An 18896-nucleotide genomic window follows, 5' to 3' on the forward strand; every position below is an offset into this window, starting at 1 on the left:
CGTCCACACCCACCGGGCCGAGTCCCCCAGGCTGGAGCGCCCGGCATGCAGTCCCGCCGCCACCGACAGCCGGTCGCCCACCCGCACCGCCGGCATCAGCGACAGCGTCTGGAGCATCCGGTCGCCAAAGGCCGAACGGACGCCGGGAGACAGCTCCCGCGTGAGTCCATAGCGCGCCACCACCAGCCAGGGGCCCGGCCGCCAGGCGAGCGCCGCGAAGCCCTCCGCGAACCGCGCCTCCAGCCCGTCCTGGCCCGCGGTGTGCGCGAAGTCCAGCCGTCCGGAGGCCGTCACGTCGCGCACAAGCAGGGCCTCGGCGGCCAGCGCCAGCACCACCTGGGTGCGGTCCACCGGCGCCGGCCCAGGCTGGTTGGGACTGCCGACGCCGCGCGCGGGAATGCCCTCTTCGTGGCGCACCTCCGCGCGCACGTCCGCGCGGACGCGCTCGCGCAGCCACTGCGCGGAGACGCTGGCCACATCGCGCGTCAGGTCGCCGTCGATGTCCAGCGGGTGGCGCACGCCGCGCTCGTAGCGCGCGCCCACGCTGAAGCCGTTGAGCACCGCATGCTGGAAGCCCACCGCGCGCGCGAGCCGCATCGCCGTGGCGTCATGCGCGCTCACGTCCTCCACGAACACCGTGGTGCCGTCCCCCACCTCCGTGCGGGCCCCCGTCACCGCGCGCCCCGCGCCGAAGTCCGGCCCGTCCACGTCCACGGAATAGCCGCCGTAGTACTCCTCGCGGCCGCGCCGCATCCGCGCATCCAGCCACGCCTGCGGGCCCAGTTGGGGCCCCCAGCCGCCCTTCACGCCCACCGCGGCATCCTCGCTCCACTGCACCTCCACGCCCGCGGAGGTGAAGGTGTCGTCGAAGCGGCCCGGCCCCCCGCCACGCTCGAACAGCCGCTGCCGGTGACCCGCGGACACCACCACGCCCGGGGCCACGGAGTAGTGCCCCGCCACGCCCGCGGAGGTGCGACCTCCTTCAAGGACGTCGCCGCTGCCGGCCACCTCGCTGGCGCGCAGCCACCCATCGCGGACCTCCAGGCGCACGCCCCAGGGGCCGTCGTCCTGATAGCCCACGGAGGCCGCCAGCGTTCGCGCGGCGAAGGGGACGTCCTGGAAGGGCAGGCGCGGATCCGCTGACCGTCGCTCGTCGCCCAGGAGCGTGAAGCCCAGGGGTCCCACCGGCTGCGTGGCGCGCAACGAGAGCTGCCGGAACCGCGCGGCCTCCTGGTGGGCGCCGTCGGAGAACCCCTTCGAACGCTCGCGCCACGCGGCGTCGACGGAACCGCCAGGGAGAAAGGGCGAGGGCCCGCTCAGTCGCAGGCCCACGGCGCCGCCATGGTCGTCCTGGGTGCCGACGGGACGGAGGAAGCTCAGGCCTCCGTCGTCCGAAACACCGAAGACATCGGACCCCATCGCGAGGCCCCGGCTGGTCGCGGCCTCGGCGATCAACGCATAGGGCCCCAGTCGCGTCTTCCCGCGTCCGGACAGCAGTTGGAACGGTGCACCCTGACGACGTTCGCGCACGGCGGACAAACCCACGGAGGAGTCGCGCCAGCGCGCCCAGGCCTCGCCGCCCACCGTGTCGCGAGGATCCCCCGAGCGCAGCACGGCGTAGTCCACGACGAGGACCGGCTCGGGCGCCTCGGTGAGCGCATCCGTGCGCAGCAGCGAAGACCCCGTGAGCATCGACAGGGGACGCGCGAGCAGGATGCGGCCCGCGAGGTAGTCGATGTCGTAGTCACGGCCGCGGATCAGGTGCCGCTCGCCCAGGGGCAGGCCGGTGACGCCGTCGCGCACCTCCACGCGGATCAGCTCCGACCCTTCCGCCACGGTGCTGCCGCCGAGGTAGTAGAGGCTGCCGCCCGTGGCCCGCAGCTCCTCGTGCGCGGGAATCGCGGCCAGGCCGCGCGTCGGATCCACGAGCCCTCCCGCGAACGCGTCCACGCCCACGCTCAGCTCGCCCAGGTGCTTCTCAACCTCGGCGTACGGCCCGAAGAGGGGGCGGTGATAGCGGCCCACCTCCCGATCCTGCAGGAGCGCGCGGTAGGTGCCGAAGCCGGCGCGGCCATATTGCTCGTGCCGGGCCTCCACGCGCAGGCGCCCGCCCGCGGGGTTGGGGGTCAGGGACAGCGAGGCATCCCCCCACTCCGCCGGAACGAGATCGGGATCGCGCCAGCGGTCAAAGCGTTCGGGCTGACGGGGACGCAGCCAGTCCACGAGGGGTGCGTCGCTCAACTGGCGCAGGTCCGTGTCCCGCAGGTCCAGTTCACCCACCACCTGCACAGGCCCCACCTGCGCCTCGCCATGGACCGAGCCACGCCCCCGCAGCCGGAAGCCACCACCCGCGGGCGCGATGCTGGCCTCCACGTCGAGCAGTCCCACGGCGAAGGGCTGGGCGCGCGCTTCGATCACCAAGGTCACGGTGCTTTGGGGACGCCCTGGAGGACGCAAGGAGAGGGGCACGAGGTTGCGCCCCGTCACAAGCCGCATGCCGAGGCCCGCGCGACCGTCGGGCCCCACCGTGGTTTCGGTCTCGGTGGAGGTCACATTGGTGCCGGGAAGCGCCTCCAGCCACACGCGCGTGTCACCGGTGGGCAGCGGCGTTGCATCGGACGAAAGGCCCTTCACGGAGGCCACGCGCGTCACCTCGCGGGGAATGACGAGCCACCCGCGCTCCCCGCGCCGGACCACGTCGAAGAGGTGCTGGAAGATGCCCACCTCTCCACGCGGCGAAGCGGTGGTGACGGAGACGACGTTCAGCCCGGGCTGCAGCGGCACCATCACCTGCCACGCGCCCGAGCCGTCCACGGTTGCGTCCACGTCGGCCACGCGAACCCGCTCACCAGCGGCGGCCTGACCGGTGAGGAGGAAGCGGATGCCCTCGGGAGCGACCCGCGCCTCGGGAGGCCTCGCGGGCACGGTCGCGGCCTGCGCGGGAGGAGGCGCGAGAGGCAGGCGGAGGGTGAAGTCCTGGAGGACGACGGCGCCCCAGGAGACCTCCACGGTCGCGGCCTTCGGGAACACCTGACTGGCCGGCGGCAGGCTGCGAGGATCCACCTTCAACAGGTGACGGCCGGGGCGCAGGTGGAGTCCGTCGGTCACGTCCGGCAGGCGTGAGTCCACGCCGGTGAGGTGGTAGCGCCCGGAGGCGTCGGTGCGCACCTCGCGGCCGGTGGTCAGCACCAGCCGCACGTTGGCGAGCCCCGGCTCGTCGGGACCACAGAGCCCATCGCCGTCCACGTCCTGGCAGACGCGACCCGCGATCGTCGAAGCCTGGGCGGGCAGGTCCAGCGACTGGGCGAAAGCTCCGGGTGACAGCAGGAGCACGGCGAAGACGAGGCCCCACGCGACGAAGTGCGCGAAGGCGGCGGATGCGCCCCTCGGACATGCACCCGCGCATCCGGGCACGGACGTCTGGCCCGATGCCGGACAGGCGCACCTCAAGGCCGCACCTCTTCGATGGCCGTCACGCCCGTGCGCACGTCCGCCACGGACACGCTCACGGGTCCCTTCGCGCCACGCACCGTGAAGCGCGTGAGCCCATCGCGCACCGACTCGTCACCGCGCTCGCCTTCGGACAGGGCGACGTGCACCGGCCGGTCCACCAGCACCACGCCCCGCGAGTCCTCCACCCAGCACGTCACGCGCGAGCCCTCCACGCGCACCCGCACGTTGACCGGCAGCGACGGCCCCACGTTCGCGCGCAGCACCACGGGCCCGGGCACCAGCGGCGCCTGTTCCGGGAACACCGGTCCGTCGCCACCCAGCACGTGCACCGTGACATCGAGCCCCTGCCACACGCCGTGCGACACGCGCACCGCACCGGCCTGGAGAGGCCCCAGCACCACCGTGCCGTCCTCCCCCGTCGTCTTCGCCACGCCGGCCACCCGCAGCGGCTGCCGGGGCACCGGAAGGCCCGCGAGGTCCACCACCCCCGCCACCAACTGCTGGCCCTGTCGCCACACCGCGAGCCGCGCGGGCTCCGAACCTGGAGGCCCGAACGCATGCACGGACAGCTCCGTGGGACCTTCGGCCGCTTCCGGCGGCACGCGCCACGGCGCGGTGAACGTCCCCGGCGGCGCCTCCACCGCCGGGCCCACCGTCCCCGCGGGCGTGGAGATCTCCACCTTCGCCTCCGCGCGCGGCTGACCCGAAGCGTCGCGGGCCACCACCACCACCTTTCCCTCCGTCCCCCGGTGCACCAGCGGTTCGGCCAGGGACGCCGTCACGTCCCGCACGGGCCCCTGCACCAGTTGCATCGGCAGCGACTCGCGCGACCCGGGACCGCGCTGCGGCCACGCCGCTTCGATGCGCTCGTCCGATGCGAGCACGCGCGGCGCGGTGTAGCGCCACTCCAGCATCCCGTCCGCGTCGCGCTTCGGTCCCTCCAACCGCCCGTGCTTCGCCTTCACGGTGACGCGCGCGTCCGCCACCGGCGCCCCCTTCGGATCGCTCGTGGCGCACAAGAGCCGGGCCTGCGACACGCCATCCGCGGGCAGCCGCTGCGGGTTGAGCACGCACGCCAGTCCATCCGTCGGCGGCAACTGGAGGTCGATGGTGATGCGCTCCACGTTGCCCGCGCTGTCCTCCGCCTCGCCCCGGGCCAGGGAATGGCCGGGGGGGACGATCAGCGGCAGCACGAAACGTCCGTCCGGGCCCGCGTGTACAGGCCCGAAGCGCTTGCCCGCGACCTCCAGGGACACCATCGCCCCGGCCTCGCTCACCCCGGGCAGGGCCAGCGACGTCGCCAGCGGCACCAGCAGCCGCCCATAGGCGCCGTGCACCGACTGCGGATGCGGCCACGCGGACAGCGCCACCAGGATGGCCGCCTCGGGCTGGCGCGTCGACGGCAACACGTAGCGGGCCACGTAGGTGCCAGGGCCCGTGTGCTTCAGCCCTTCCACCTGGCCGGTGCTCGCGCGGAGCACCGGCGGCGCACCGCTGTCATCCGGGGCGCCGTCCGGCAGCAGGCGCCGCACGGTGAGGGTCGCTTCCGTGTCGCGTCCCTTCACCGGCTGGGCGGGCTCCAGCGACAGCTCCATGCGGCTGGCGGGCGGCCCCACGGCGTAACGTGCCTGGACCTCGTCCGCGTCGCCCTTCACGCGAACCACCACCTCGCGCACCTGGGCCCTCGGCACCACGACGAAGGTGCGCAGCGGGGACACCTCCGGACCGGGCCGCACCTCCGCGCCCTCCGCCGTCACCGTGGGCGGGGCAAACGTCACCGGCGCGCCCTTCGCGTCCCGACGCACCACCGCCACCGTGAAGCCTTCCGGCGGCACGGACGCGTCCGGTCCGAGCAGCTCCAGCGAAGCCGCCCAGACCGGGGCACACACCAACAACAGGGCGGGGATCAGACGTTCCAGGGCCACCCGACTCTACAAGGCCCACCGTCGGGACTGCACCTCTTTGCTGCCGCATCCCGCCGGAAGGGGCGGTCCCTCCGGCCCCGAAGCCCCCGGCCCGGGCGGCGCGACCCTCCAGGTCAGGCGTGCACCGCGGGACCTGATGGCCCGGGTGACGGATCAGGGCGAGGCGCCCCCCGTGGTCTTCCAATCCGGCGGAGGGATCTTTATCACCGGCCCTTTCGTCTTCACGACCACCTTGGCCTCGTCTTTTCCGACCAGCCCCCCCACCCCAAGGGCGCGCACCTGCACGTTGTTGTCGCCTTCCTTGAGGGCCACCGGGCTCGCGAAGTTCCCCTTCTCGTCCGCGCTCACCATGACGCCGTTGACTTCCACCTGATTGCCGGGATCCGTCTGACCGGTGATGACGAGCTCGCGCTTGTTCTGCGGCTTCGTGGGGAAGCTCACCTTCAGGAGGATGCTCGTCGGGACGGGGGTGGGGTCGGAAGGAGCCTGTCCCTTGCGGACGATGGACTGCTGCCCCTTGCGGACGATGACGAACTTGTCTTCCTTGCCGTGGAGCTTCACCTCGCCCTGGCTCGTGTCCACGCGCACCGTGCCCGCACCGTTGTTGCTCATGGTGAAGGTACCGTCTCCGGTGGTCGCCTTCGCGTCGCTGTCCTTCGCGGACAGCTCGAAGCTGTGGCGCTTGCCGCCCCGCACGACAGCGGTGGCCGAGCCGTTGTCGATCATCATCCGCGACACGGACGTCGTCAGCTCCTGCACGGACACCGCGGTGCCGGGGTTCATACGAACCTCGAAGGTCTCGCCATTCACCAGCACGGCGTAGGAGCCATCGCGCGTGCGCACCGCATCCTTATCGCCCAGCGCCATTCCCTTCGTGGCGGCTGCCCACGCACCGTTGCCGCCACGCTGCACCTCCACGGTGCCCTCCACGGAGGCCAGCTCCAGTTCCACGCGCTTCTCCTTGACGGGCTCGGGCGCAACGGGCACGCGCTCCGTGGGCGGCGGCGGCGGCGGCGCGGGGGGCTCCCGGAGGAAGACGAACCAGCCCACCGGCAGCGCGGCGAGGATGAGGAGGATGCCGACGAGGAACGGCACCTGTCGCGAGCGGGAGGTGGAAGCAGCCATGCGTTGGCCCCTGCCTAGCACAGCGGCCCCCCTCACGCCCGGGGCAGCACGATGGTGAAGCGGGCCCCCTGCCCTGCCTCCGAGCGGACCTCCAGGGTCCCTCCGGCCTCCGTGATGATGCGCCACGCGACGCTCAGGCCCAGCCCCACGTTGGACCACACGTCCTTGGTGGTGAAGAAGGGCTCGAAGATGCGCGGCCGGATGTTCTCCGCGATGCCCTTGCCGGTGTCCTCCACCTCCAGGATGCACATGCCGTCGCGCTCGCCGGTGCGCAGGGCCAGCCGCTTCACTGGCGTCTTGATCATCGCGGTGCGCGCGTTGGACAGGAGCGCCAGCACCACCTGGGACAGGTGTCCGGGGTCCGCCTTCACGCGGGGCATCTGCGGACTCAGCTCCGTCACCAGGTCGATGCCCTCGCCGCGCGTCTGGTTCTCCGTGAGGCTCAGCGCGTCGCGCACCACGGCGTTCAAGTCCACGGGCCGCAGGTCCGGGCGCTCGCGCTGCTGGGAGAAGCGCAGCAGGTTCTGGGTGATGTCCTTGCAGCGCTTGGCGCTCTGCTCAATCTTGCGCAGCGTTTCGAAGTCCGTGTCGTCACTGGCCCGGTCCAACAGCAGCAGTTGCACGTTGCCGAGGATGCCGGCCAGCGGGTTGTTGATTTCGTGCGCCACGCCCGCGCCCAACTGGCCCACCGCCGCCAGCTTCTGCGCCTCCACCAGTTGCGCCTGCGCGGCCCGCAGGTCCGCGGTGGCTTCATCCACCCGGGCGCGCAGGTCGTCGTTCCAGCGCAGCATCCGTGCGCGCGCCGCCTCCAGCTCCTCGCCCATGCGGTTGAAGGTGGACCCCAGCTCGCTCAATTCGTCCTGCCCCTCCACCTGAACGCGGCGCTCCAGCTCGCCGCGTCCGTAGGCCTCCGCGCCCCGCATCACCTCCGCGAGCCGGCGGTTGACGCGGCGGGTGAAGAGCCCGCCCAGGACGAGCAGCACGCCCAGCGCTCCCGCGACGGACACCAGCACCGTGCGGCGCAACTGCCGCACGGGCGCCAGGGCCAGGGCGTCGTCCACCGTCACGACGACTTCCAGGCCCGGCACCTCGGGCACCCGGGCCACGCTCATCCGGCGCGCGGGGTTCGTCACCTGGAAGCTGCGCACGCCGTCCTGGCCCCGCGTGGGCCCCAATGCCGCCACCAGCTCCGGCTCCAGGGGCTTCAGGTCGCGCTCGGGCTGGGAGCTGGCCAGCACCCGGCCCTGCCCGTCCACCACCTCCAGCCGGGTCAACCCCTGGCCCGCGCGCCGCTCCAACAGCGCCTCCACTTCGAGCAGGACGACCTCCGCGATCGCGTAGGGCGCCTCCGCTCCGTCCGCCAGCTTCACCGCCACGCCCATCGCAGAATGGCCACTGGCCGCGTGCCGGTAGGCGCTGCCCAGGGCGGCCTGCCCCTTGCCTCCCGAGAGCAGCGACTCCACCGGCACCGCGTGCACCAGCGGCTCCAGCCCCGCCTCGGAGAATTCGGGATGACCCGACCGCTGCTGGTACACCGGCGGTCCCACCGGCTGGCCCCGGGCGTCCAGCTCCAGCACGGCGCTCACCGTCGGTGACTGGCCGTACAGGAGCGCAAGTCCCCCGCGGACCTCGTCGGGGGTGGCGCGCTCCCAGTCGATGAGTTCGGCGGAGCGGGCCAGTCCGTTGACGACCTCCATCAGGCTCGTGCCCACGGCCTCGGCGGTGGCGGACGCGAGCGCGCGCTGCTGCGCATCGATGTGCGAGGCGACCTCCGCCTCCGCGCGCGACAGCAGCAGGAAGCCCACGGCGGCCAGGGGCAGCACCGTGGCCGCGAGCATGAAGAGGATGAGCTGCTGGTAGAGCCTCATCCCGTGATGGACCGCACCACGCGCTCCACGTCGCTGCGCAGGAAGACGGAGCCCGGGATGGCCTTGGCCTTCTTCTTCATGTCCGCGGCCCGGCGCGCCAGCTCCGCATGGTCATGCGCGACGCCGTCGGTCATCACCGCGACCACGGAGACGCTCATGATGGGGAAGTGGCGCTTCTCCCCGAAGCGATCCTCCGCCTCGATGTGGCCGCGCTCCCGGTCCTGCCGGTCGTAGTAGAGCGGGATGATCCGGTCGAAGGCCTCGATGGCCCGCTGGCACACGCGGTCCACCGACTCCGTGGAGGTGATGAAGACGAAGTCGTCGCCCGCCACGTGGCCCAGGAAGTCCCCGACGGCGCCTTCCTGCTGGAAGATCTCCCGCATCAGGTCGCCCGTCTGGCGCACCACGCCGTCCGCCTTCGCGAAGCCGTAGTAGTCGTTGTAGGCCTTGAGGTTGTCCAGGTCCAGGTAGCAGAACGCGAACGGCATGCGCGCGGACAGCCGCCGCTGCACCTCGCGCTCGATGGCGGTGGAGCCCGGCAGCTGCGTGGTGGGCGACGAGGACAGCTCCTGCTCCTTGCGCCGCAGCAGGCTCTCCACGCGCGCGCCCAGCTCCAGCGCGTCGAAGGGCTTGGTGATGTAGTCGTCCCCGCCCAGCTTCAGCGCGCGCACCTTGGAGGACGTCTCCGTGCGCGCGGAGATGAAGATGACGGAGATGTGGCCGCTGGCGCGCTCGGCCTTGATCTCCTCCAGGAACGCGAACCCGTCACCATCCGGCAGCGACACCTCCAGCAGCACCGCGTCCGGGCGGCGCTCGCGCAGGGAGCGGCGGCCCTCCTCGATGCTGTGCGCGACGCCCACCTCGAAGCCCATGCCCTCCAGCACTTCACGGCACACGGAGGCGATCTTCGCGTCGTCGTCCACCACCAGCACGCGGCCGTGCTGGGCGCCGGCGCGGCCCCGCGACAGCGAGTCCACCGTGGCCAGCAGCTTGTCCCCCGCCAGCGGCCGCACGAGGAACGCGTCCGCGCCAGCGCGGAAGGCGCGCTGGCGCTCGTCGAACGCGGAGGTGAGCAGCAGCGGCGCGCGGCGCGTCTCCGGATCATGCCGGAGGATCTCCGCCAGCCGCAGGCCGTCCACGTCCGGCAGGCGCACCGACACGAGCAGCACGTCCGGGTGCATGTTGCGCGCGGCGCTCAGGCCCTCTTCCGCGGACGCCGCCAGCCGCACCCGGTAGCCCCGGCCGCCCAGGAGCGCCTTCATGATGTGGCCCACCTCGGGCTCACCCTCGATGATGAGCAGCTTGCCGCGCGACTCCGGGCGCACGGGCTGTGGCGAGGGCTGCATCTCCACGCCCTCCTGCGACAGCACCTCCTGCGGCGGCTCCGTGGGCAGCACGGCGATGAAGCGCACGCCGTCGTAGGACGGCTCGCACCAGATGCGGCCGCCGTGGGCCTCCACGATGTTGCGGCAGATGGCCAGCCCCAGGCCTGTGCCGCGCACGGTGCGGTTGGCCTGCGTGCGGGCCTGCTCGAAGCGGTCGAAGATGCGCTCCAGGCTGTCCTCGGCGATGGGGTCGCCGCTGTTCCAGCACGACAGCACCACGTAGCCGGGCAGGCTGGAGGTGGCGCGCAGCTCCACGCGCACCTCGCCGCCTTCGGGCGTGAACTTCACCGCGTTGTTGAGCAGGTTGTTGAGCACCTGGTTCACGCGGTTGGGATCCAACATGGCGCGCAGCGGGTGCTGGGGCAGCAGCGGCACCACGCGCACGCGGCGCTCCGCGAAGGCGGGCCCGTACTTCTCCACCACGCGCTGGACCAGCTCCTCCAGGTAGATGCGCTCGAAGCTCATCCGCAGCCGGCCCTGCGCGAACTTCGACAGGTCCAGCAGGTCGTCGACGATGCTGTTGAGCTTCTCGGCGGAGTCCTTGGCCAGCGACAGGTAGCGGTGCTGCCGCTCGTTGATGTCCCCCGCCATCCGGTTGAGCACCAGGTCCAACGCCCCGGTGATGGAGGTGAGCGGCGTGCGCAGCTCGTGGCTCACCATGGAGACGAACGCGTCCTTGCGCTCCTCCAGCCGCTTCTGGTCGGTGATGTCGCGCAGCACCACGCACACACCGCGCAGCGTGCCGCGCGCGTCGTTCACGGGCGTCACGGTGGTCTGCACCGTGCGGTCGAAGAGCTTCACGTCCTCGCGCAAAATCTGGTGGCCGCTGTACTCCAGGTTGCGCACCAGTTGGAACGGCTGGAAGCCCAGGCGGTCCTCCAGGAGGCGGCTGGAGTTGCCCTGCCCTTCCTCGCCCGCGCGCAGGAGGCGGCGCGCGGCGGGGTTCATCACCACGATGTCGTTCTTCTCGTCGGTGAGCACCACGCCGTCCGCCATGGACGCGACCATGCGCTCCATGCGGTGACGGGCCTCCTCCTCCGCCGAGCGCAGCGACTGGATGGCGTCCGCCGTCTGGTTGGCGAGCACATCCAGCAGCAGGCCGTCGTCCTCGGTGAACGCGTCCGCGCGGTGGGAGAACAGCGACAGCATGCCCACGGGCTTGCCCGCGGCGGTGAGGTTCACCGTGAGCTGGTTGGGGTAGACGACGGGCGAGGCCGCGTCCTGGGTGGTGGTGCCGGTGACGCGGGTGATGACCCGGTCCTCGGGCAGCGCAAGGCCACTGCTCTTGCGGTACGCGCCGAGCATGGACTCCTTGACGCCCAGCAGGGCCTGTTCGCCCACGGTGCCCACGCACCGCAGGCGCAGCGTGGCGCCGCGCGAGCCCTCCGGCGCGATGAGGGCGGCGCCGCAGTCGTAGGGCAGCACGCGGGCCACGGCGGTGAGCACGCGGTCGATGATGGCGTCGTAGCTGGCCGGGTCGTTGGCGCTGGCGCGGCTGACCTCGTAGAGGACGAAGAGGGCCTCCACCCGCTGGTGGAGCTGGCGGATCAGCCGCTCCTTGTCCTTCTTGAGCTGCGAGTACTCCACCGCGTTCTTCACGGTGATGAGCAGGTCGTTCACGTCCCAGGGCTTGGTGACGTAGCGGTACACCTGCCCCTGGTTGATGGCCGCGATGATGTCCTGGGGGTCGGTGTAGGCGGTCAGCAGCAGCGTGGTGACGTCCAGACCTTCGGCGCGCGCGGCGGTGACGAGCTCGATGCCCGTCATCTCCGGCATGCGCTGGTCGGTGACCAGGACGTCCACGGACTCGGTGCGCAGGATTTCCAGGGCTGCGCGGCCGGTAGGCGCCGTGAGGACGCGGTAACGCCGCTGGAACATCCGGCTGAGGATGTCGAGGACGTCAGCCTCGTCGTCGACGAAGAGCAGCGTGTGGCGGAGGTCGGACACGGCAGCGCCAAGTGTACGCCGAGATCAACGCGCCTCCTCAAGTTGCGAGAAAGACGGGCCTCCGTCAGCACACACGGTATGGGTGGGGGCACTGAACGGATTGACTCTACACGTATGTTCAGGGAGCATGGGGTACTGAAATTCTGTTGCCCGGTCGGCTCAAGCAGACGGGCAAGCGAGCGAAGGAGTGCGGCCATGGAAGAACTCACGGAGCGCCAGCGCGAGATCCTGACCTTCATCGTGAAGGAGACGGAGAACCGAGGCTTCCCCCCGACCATCCGGGAGATTGGGGAGCACATGGACATCCGCTCGACCAACGGGGTGAACGACCACCTGAAGGCCCTGGAGCGCAAGGGCTACCTGACCCGGGGCGAGCAGCAGAGCCGGTCGCTGGTGCCGACCAAGCGGGCGCGGCTGCTGCTGGGCCTGGGGATGAAGAGCCGGGACTCGGGGATGATTGAAATCCCGCTGCTGGGCAAGGTGGCGGCGGGTCTGCCGGCGCTCGCGCAGGAGAACATGGAGGACTCGGTCAAGATCGACAGCTTCCTGCTGGGTGGGGTGAACGGCCGTGAGGTGTTCGCGCTCCGGGTGAAGGGTCAGTCGATGATCGACGATGGCATCCACGACGGGGACTACCTGTTCGTGAAGAAGACGCCGTCGGCGCAGCCCGGGGAGATCGTCGTGGCGCTCATCGAGGACGAGGCCACGGTGAAGCGCTACTACCCGGAGGTGGACCGCATCCGGTTCCAGCCGGCGAACGCGACGATGCAGCCCATCTATGTGAACCGGACGGACTTCCGCTCCACGATGATCCTGGGCCAGGTCGTGGGCGTGTACCGCAAGCTCCAGGGCGGTCGGACGTAGAGGTCGTTGCTGGATGCCGCCCGGGCTCCGTGGGCCCGGGCGCGGTGTCAGACCTCGGTGAAGCGCACGCCCGTGGCATGGATGCGTTCGAGCGCGTGCTTCAGGTCCTCGGAGACAATGAGGGCGATGGACCAGCCCCATGTCCGGAACACCTGCGCATCCCCGACCTGCCCTGGGTCGATGCGCATTCCGTCAACATCGCGGTATTGGCCCACCCGCTCTGGCCGACCATCCTCGGGTGTCCAGCGGATCACCTCCGAAGATGCGGCGTCATCAATGCAGCGGATGAGGCGGCTGGCGACGAGGATGGAGTACGGCTCCGGATTCCCGGGGATTACCACGGGCACGAACTGAACATCCTGAGCGGCCTGCGCTGAAAAGACCGCGGCGACAGGTGCGCGGACGACCGGAGTGCTGAAACCCGCGAGCGTGAAGTCCAGAGGTATTCCTGGATGCTCGACAGGCACCTGGAGGCGCTCTGCGACATGGACTGTCCGCCCCTCCCTGAACATCCAGGGGTCATCCACTTCATTGCCTTGCACGTCCTGAGGGGTTCCCAGGTCCCATCGCCCTGGGATGGAGACATCATCGAGGAGTCGAAAGTAGCGCCGTGGCATCGGTTGCTCTGGAATCACTCGCTTCGCGTGAGCAGCTTGTTGAGGCCAGTGCCTTGCGTCGAGGCTTCCTGGCCGAGCTTCCTGAGTTCAGCGACGAGCATCTCCCGGCACTGATTGACGTTCCGACAGCCGCGCGTTGCTTCTTCCAATCGGTCGTAGACGCGTTGGTGGTACCGCTGGGGATGGGGACCGCGATGTCCTGGAACCTCGACGATGTTCTCCGGGTCCTTCAACTCCATCCCGGCCTTGCGGAAGATGCGCTGGAACCGGGGTGTCCACGGGCCCCCGCGCGACGCTGACGTGCTGTTGCGAATCGTCGCCAGATGATGCTTCTGGCTCCCGCCCCGCGTGGACATGGCGACCGCGTTGGGCGCCAGCGCGATGGAGAAGCCATTCGGGGTCATCGCCACCGACCGCACACCGCCGATGCCCGCGTACGCGTAGCCCGCCTGGGCCTCCACCGCGAGCGCAGCCTGCGCGGAGCCCGGCAACGCGGACGCCTTCGTGGCAAGCCCCACCGTGTTTCCCAGCGCGGCGGTCGCCAGCATCACGAAGACCCGCGCGGCGTTCTGTCCCAGGACCTTCCCGTACCCCTCACCGGCTTCGCGCAACTGCTCGAACGTCATCGCGCGGTCCGCCACCTTCACCAGCGTCAACCACCCGTCCAACAACCGCCACACCGTGTCCACGCCCAGGTAGGCGATGGCCGTGGCCGTCATCAACGCGGCCACGCCCTTGGACACCGGCTCCGGCAATGACCACAGCAGCAGGTACATCGTGATGGATGCGGTCACGGTGGCCATCACCGCTTGCGGATCCGCCATGCCCCGCAAGGCTTCCGCCGTCTCCGCCCACACCGAAGACATCGCGAGCGCCATCGCCAGGACGTATCGACCATCGCTGCCCAGGAGCGGTCCCTCCTCCAGCAGGGCCAGGCAATCCCGCCCCTGCTGCTTGCGCTCACACCAGCGGCCGTAGGCGCGCGTCAACTCCGCCGACGCATCATCCAACAGGTGCAGCTCGCGGGTCTCCGCATCCCCCAAGGGGACGATCCGCCGCGTGCGCGCTTCGAACCCGAACACCCCACTGCGTTCAGGAACCTCGAAGAACGACCAGGCATCCCGCAGCGGATGCGCGAACGGACGCACGTCCCGGGCGAGCGAAGCGACCGCCGCCTCGAACTCGTCATCGTCAAGCTCCGCATCCTCCAGCGGAGCTGCTTCTTCCTCCCGGGGCGTCACGACCAGGGGAGCCGCGGCGCCCGTGTCCAGACTCACGACCCGGACAGACGCGCAGCCCAGCAAGAGGAACGGCAGCAGCACGCAAAGCCATCCACGCGTCACGCGGCCCCCGAAGCTGTCACCCACCTACGGGCACTTCGCCACGCCACCATCCGTGGAAGCCAGCGCTACCCGGGCACATGCGGCCTGCACCGTGGCGGTGTCCTTCAAGTCACGAGCGAGCCGCGCCGTGGCGAGTTGCAACTCCACGTCCTTCGCATGGCCCGGCTCCGAGCCCAGGCTCGTCAGGATGCGCAGGGCGTCGGGCTTGCGCCCCAGCGTCGTCAGCAGGCCCGCGACCTCCTGCATCTCCCGCACGTCCGAACCCGACACCGACTCCAACGCCTTCTGCAGCTCCCATTCCGCCGCCGCCTTGTCCTCCGCCGCCAGATGCGCCCGCGCGAGCGCCACGTGGACGATGGCGCGGTCCTTCACCTTCAACGACTCGCGGTAGGCCGCCAGCGCCTCGTCGCGCTTGCCGAGCTTGAGCTGGATCTCCCCCACCAGCTCCCACAGCGTCGGATCCTTGGGCGACTTCTTCGCGGCCTCCTGGTACGCCGTGGCCGCTTCCGGCAGCCGGCCCGCGCGCACCTCGGCGTCTCCCAGCGCCGTCAGCAGCTCCGGCGAACTCAGCCCCTGCGCCGTCGCCTTGCGCAGCAACACGAGCGCGTCCTCCTGGCGCCCCTGCGTCGTCAGGATCTCCACCGCGCGCAGCGTCAGGTCGGCCTTCGATGCGTCCGGCGCGGCCTCCGCGGCCTGCGTGAGCCGCGCCACCGCGTCGTCATGGTCGCCGCGCTCCTCCGCCAGTTCGCCCAACTGCTCCAGCGCGTTGAAGTCGCGTGGATGCAGCTCCAGCGCCTTCTGCAGCGACTTTCGGGCCTCGTCCGCCTTGCCCAGCTGCGCCTGGATGAAACCCAGCCGGCTCCAGTTGGTGGAGCGCTTGGGCTCCAACCGCAGCGCGGCCTCGAACTCCTTCGACGCTTCCTCCAACCGGCTCATCGACAACAGCACCTCGCCCCTCGCGGCGGGCAGGCGCGGATCCGCCGGCATCAGGCCCTTCATCTCGTCGAAGGACTTGAGCGCGGCGTCGAAGTTGCCCTGGAGGTACTCGGAGTTGCCCCGGATGTAGAGCCCCTCCGCCTGGTCCTTCGGATCGAGCTTCGGCGTTTCGGTGCAGGCACCGGAGGTCAGCAACGCAAGGAGGGGCAGGGCACGCAGACGCGAGGACATGGACAAGGCTCCGGAAGACTCAGAAGTGGTACGCGATGCCAGCGTTGACGTCGAGGTTGAGGCCGTCGCCTTCGCGATCCTGCGCGAGCCCCAGCACGGCCTGCGCGATGTTCGTCCCCAGTTCCAGTTGGAAGCCGACATGGCCCGCCAGCAGGTACTCCAACCCGGCGAAGCCCACGACCGACGGCAGCGGGCCCGTGCTCTGGAAGATGCCGAAGTCGCCGAACGACAACTGCACGCCCAGACCGAAGCCCCAGTAGGGCCGCAGGGACTTGTCCAGCCGGTGGTAGTGCCGCGCGCCCAGGATGCTGGGCAGCACGTTGAGCTTGCCCTCGCCGCTGTCGCCGTTCGTGCGCACCAGCGTGAAGCCCACCTGGAGGAAGCCCTGCCACTCCGGGTGGAACCAGTACCCCACCTCCAGGTCCAGGCCCGGGTTCAACGAGGACAGCTTGTCGATGAAGCTGTTGTTGAAGCGCAGCCCCAGCGTGAGCCCACCGCCCGGCGAGGTCGCGACCGCCCCGCCCAGCAACGGACGCCCCTTGAGAGGGGCCCCGAGCGATGACAGCACCGCCAGCAATTCGTCGGACACGGCGTCGGCGGTGCGCAGCAGCGCATCATCGTCGGAGGCCTCCGCGCGCGGCCGGGCGAGGCTGCGGCCCTCGCGCGTGTCCACGAGGCTCGCGGTGAGCAGGTACTGCCCCCCGAAGCGATCCAACCGCCCCGTGAGGATGTAGCGGGCCCCCGTGACCGAGGACAACTCCTTGAGGCAGTCATCCTCCTCACAGGTGGAGCCCCCCAGCAGCTGCCGCTGGCGCTCGGCGTCGAGCATCGTCTGGATGTCGCGCTGGGACAGCACGCGCAGGCGCGAAGACTCCGCGAGGCGGCTCGCGATGAGCGAGGTGATGCCCGGCGCGGCTTCCTTCCCCGCCGCGTTGGACTCCAGCGGCAGCACCGCCACGATGGCCGGCGCGGTCTTCGCCTCCTCGGCAGGAGCCTTCGGGGAAGTCGCCGGTGAGGCCGGAGCCGCGGGGCTCGCCTCGGGAACGGATGCCGGGGTGGGTTGCACCGGTCCCGTCCCAGGCGCAGCAGGCGAGGGAGCATCCACCAGGCCCGTCCCGAGTCCAGGAGGCGGAGGGGGTGTCACGGGAGGCCCGGCAGGTGGACCGGAGTCCACCTGCGTCCCAGCCGAGGAAGGAGGGGCCGGAGCCGTCCCGTCCTGCGCGAGCGCGGACGTGGCCAGCGACACGAGGCACGAAGTGAGGAGGAGCCAGGAAGGGCGTGACACGCTGGACACTCTACCCTCCTCCTGGCCCACGCCCAGCGTCTCCGTCCTGCGCCCTCACGCCTGCTGGTTCAGCTTCGCCGTGACGAAACGCACCGCGGCACGAGGGCTGAAACGGAGCGAGAAGGCCGCCATCCAGTTGAGGAGGCCGTGCACGGAGAGCACCCGGCCCTTCATCATCGCAGTGTAGGCATGCGCGACCACGTCCTGGGACGTCGCCACCCCCGGGCGCTTGAACAGCCGCGATTCCGTGTTGCCCGCACGTGAGGCGAACTCCGTCGCCGTGGCACCTGGACAGTGACAGGTCACCGTCACGCCCGTGCCCTGCAGCTCGAACGCGAGCGCTTCCGAGAACGACATCACGAAGGCCTTCGTCGCGTAGTACGTCGCCATGTACGGCCCTGGCTGGAAGCCCGCCGTGGACGCGATGTTGAGGATGCGCCCGTGTCCCCGCTCCTTCATGGGCCGCGCGAACAGGTGCGTCAGCTTCAGGAGCGCGGAGCAGTTGACCTCCACCATCTCCGCCTCGCGGGCCAGCGCCTGTTCGAGGAACGGCCCGGAGGATCCGAAGCCCGCGTTGTTGACGAGGAATTCCACCGCGAGCCCCAGCGCCTGCACCTGCGCGAAGAGCTGCTCGGGCGCCCCCGGCTGGCCCAGATCCGCCGGCATCACGTGAGCCTTCACCCGGTGCGCCAGCTCCAGCCGCGAGGCCAGTGCTTCCAGCTTCGCCACGCCGCGCGCCACCAGGATGACGTCGTGCCCATCCCGGGCGAAGCGCTCCGCGAACTGCTCTCCGAGTCCCGCCGAAGCGCCGGTGATGAGTGCGATTTTCCGCGACATGGTGAAGCCTCCCGGGGCCGATATAGCAGGTCGTCCCACCCCGGTTTCAGGGGGGCGGTCCGCGTCCCCGCCTCTCGACGGGAAGCCAGCGCGCCACGGCGCAGGTTATGAGCCCCCTTCCGAAAACGGGAGCAGGCAGACACGAAGCGGTTGCACCCCGAGGACGCAGGTCCTATCCGGAGCAGGGAGGCGCACGGACATGGAGCGAACGAACACCCTGGCCGCACTGCTCGCGCGAGGACGCGCGGAGGACGTGGCGATCAGCGCCCCCGGACGCCCAGGGCTGACGTACGGCGCCCTGCGGGGGCTCACCGCCCAGGTCCGCGCCAGCCTGCATTCGTGGGGACTGGGTGCTGGGGATCGCATCGCGCTGGTGCTGCCCAACGGGCCGGAGATGGCCGCCGCGTTCATCGCCGTCGCCAGCGCCGCCACCACCGCACCCCTCAATCCCGCCTACCGCGCGGACGAGTTCACCTTCTACCTGGACGACCTCCAGGCCCGGGCCCTCCTCATCCTCGAAGGAATGGAGAGCCCGGCCCGCGCGGTGGCGAAGGAGCGCAACCTCCCACTCATCGAGTTGAGCCCCACCCCGGACGAGCCCGCCGGACACTTCACACTGAAGTGCGAACATCCCTTCCCCGCCACCGCCGCTCACGCCGAGGAAGCCCACGAATCGGACGTGGCGCTGGTGCTGCACACGTCGGGGACGACGGCGCGACCGAAGCTGGTCCCGCTGACGCACGCGAACCTCACTGCCTCCGCGCGGCACATCGGCGCGTTGCTGGGCTTGGGCCCCGAGGACACCTGCCTCAACATCATGCCGCTGTTCCACATCCACGGGCTCGTGGCCGCGGTGCTGTCCAGCCTGGGCGCGGGGGGCCGCGTGGTGTGCACGCCGGGCTTCAACGCCCTGCGCTTCTTCGCCTGGTTCGAGGAGGCCCGCCCCACCTGGTACACCGCCGTCCCCACCATGCATCAGGCGCTGGTGGAGCGCGCCCGCCGCAACACGGAGAGCCTGAAGTCACACCGCTTGCGCTTCATCCGCTCCTCGTCCGCGTCGCTGCCGCCACAGGTCATGGA

The 18896-nt window shown here is 70.7% G+C and carries 12 protein-coding genes; 2 read left to right on the plus strand and 10 right to left on the minus strand.

Annotation, left to right across the window (positions count from 1 at the left end):
* The 5 genes from D7Y13_RS21705 to D7Y13_RS21725 all read right to left on the minus strand — a co-directional run.
* The coding region (locus D7Y13_RS21705; RefSeq protein ID WP_208734480.1) for a flagellar motor protein at positions 1 to 3450 on the minus strand (3450 nt) is incomplete at its 3' end.
* A complete protein-coding gene (locus tag D7Y13_RS21710) occupies positions 3447 to 5378 on the minus strand; it encodes a hypothetical protein (protein WP_233595349.1) in 1932 nt (643 codons plus the stop codon). The genes D7Y13_RS21705 and D7Y13_RS21710, both read right to left, overlap by 4 nt.
* Positions 5379 to 5531: 153 nt before the next feature.
* Complete coding sequence (locus tag D7Y13_RS21715; protein WP_120534692.1) at positions 5532 to 6503, minus strand: FecR family protein; 972 nt, start codon at positions 6501 to 6503, stop codon at positions 5532 to 5534.
* A gap of 32 nt (positions 6504 to 6535) precedes the next feature.
* Positions 6536 to 8371 (minus strand): sensor histidine kinase, encoded by a 1836-nt coding sequence (locus D7Y13_RS21720; protein ID WP_120582680.1) that lies wholly within the window; start codon positions 8369 to 8371, stop codon positions 6536 to 6538.
* Entirely contained in the window at positions 8368 to 11703 is a 3336-nt protein-coding gene (locus D7Y13_RS21725) for a response regulator (RefSeq protein ID WP_120582679.1), read from the minus strand. Before D7Y13_RS21725 ends, D7Y13_RS21720 begins: the two co-directional genes overlap by 4 nt.
* Before the next feature lie 195 nt (positions 11704 to 11898).
* Between D7Y13_RS21725 and lexA the strand changes: the two genes are divergently transcribed.
* Positions 11899 to 12567 (plus strand): transcriptional repressor LexA, encoded by a 669-nt coding sequence (gene lexA / locus D7Y13_RS21730; RefSeq protein ID WP_120534689.1) that lies wholly within the window; start codon positions 11899 to 11901, stop codon positions 12565 to 12567.
* Positions 12568 to 12614: 47 nt separating this feature from the next.
* On the opposite strand, the gene D7Y13_RS21735 is transcribed toward lexA, so the two are convergent.
* The 5 genes from D7Y13_RS21735 to D7Y13_RS21755 form a co-directional block, all read right to left on the minus strand.
* The gene (locus D7Y13_RS21735) at positions 12615 to 13184 is read right to left on the minus strand and encodes an imm11 family protein (RefSeq protein ID WP_120582678.1); all 570 of its coding nucleotides are present in this window, start codon (positions 13182 to 13184) and stop codon (positions 12615 to 12617) included.
* Positions 13185 to 13198: 14 nt separating this feature from the next.
* Positions 13199 to 14527, minus strand: coding sequence for an AHH domain-containing protein (locus D7Y13_RS21740; RefSeq protein ID WP_120582703.1), 1329 nt, complete (start codon positions 14525 to 14527; stop codon positions 13199 to 13201).
* Between the two features lie 24 nt (positions 14528 to 14551).
* Entirely contained in the window at positions 14552 to 15694 is a 1143-nt protein-coding gene (locus tag D7Y13_RS21745; protein WP_120582702.1) for a tetratricopeptide repeat protein, read from the minus strand.
* Between the two features lie 19 nt (positions 15695 to 15713).
* Positions 15714 to 16760, minus strand: coding sequence for a hypothetical protein (locus D7Y13_RS21750; RefSeq protein WP_120582677.1), 1047 nt, complete (start codon positions 16758 to 16760; stop codon positions 15714 to 15716).
* 273 nt (positions 16761 to 17033) lie between these two features.
* Positions 17034 to 17816, minus strand: a complete 783-nt coding sequence (locus D7Y13_RS21755) for an SDR family NAD(P)-dependent oxidoreductase (protein ID WP_120582676.1) — start codon at positions 17814 to 17816, stop codon at positions 17034 to 17036.
* A gap of 199 nt (positions 17817 to 18015) precedes the next feature.
* On the opposite strand from D7Y13_RS21755, the gene D7Y13_RS21760 reads away from it, so the two are divergent.
* Positions 18016 to 18896 (plus strand): AMP-binding protein (locus tag D7Y13_RS21760; protein ID WP_147452476.1); only part of this gene is annotated, 881 nt, incomplete at its 3' end.

The organism is Corallococcus praedator (assembly GCF_003612125.1).
In the GTDB taxonomy this organism is placed as follows: domain Bacteria; phylum Myxococcota; class Myxococcia; order Myxococcales; family Myxococcaceae; genus Corallococcus; species Corallococcus praedator.

Bases quoted from the DNA above. Each gene is read 5' to 3' on its own strand.
- lexA (WP_120534689.1), top strand. From the start codon at position 11,899: ATGGAAGAACTCACGGAGCGCCAGCGCGAGATCCTGACCTTCATCGTG.
- D7Y13_RS21720 (WP_120582680.1), bottom strand. From the start codon at position 8,371: ATGAGGCTCTACCAGCAGCTCATCCTCTTCATGCTCGCGGCCACGGTG.
- D7Y13_RS21755 (WP_120582676.1), bottom strand. From the start codon at position 17,816: ATGTCGCGGAAAATCGCACTCATCACCGGCGCTTCGGCGGGACTCGGA.
- D7Y13_RS21715 (WP_120534692.1), bottom strand. From the start codon at position 6,503: ATGGCTGCTTCCACCTCCCGCTCGCGACAGGTGCCGTTCCTCGTCGGC.
- D7Y13_RS21745 (WP_120582702.1), bottom strand. From the start codon at position 15,694: ATGTCCTCGCGTCTGCGTGCCCTGCCCCTCCTTGCGTTGCTGACCTCC.
- D7Y13_RS21735 (WP_120582678.1), bottom strand. From the start codon at position 13,184: ATGCCACGGCGCTACTTTCGACTCCTCGATGATGTCTCCATCCCAGGG.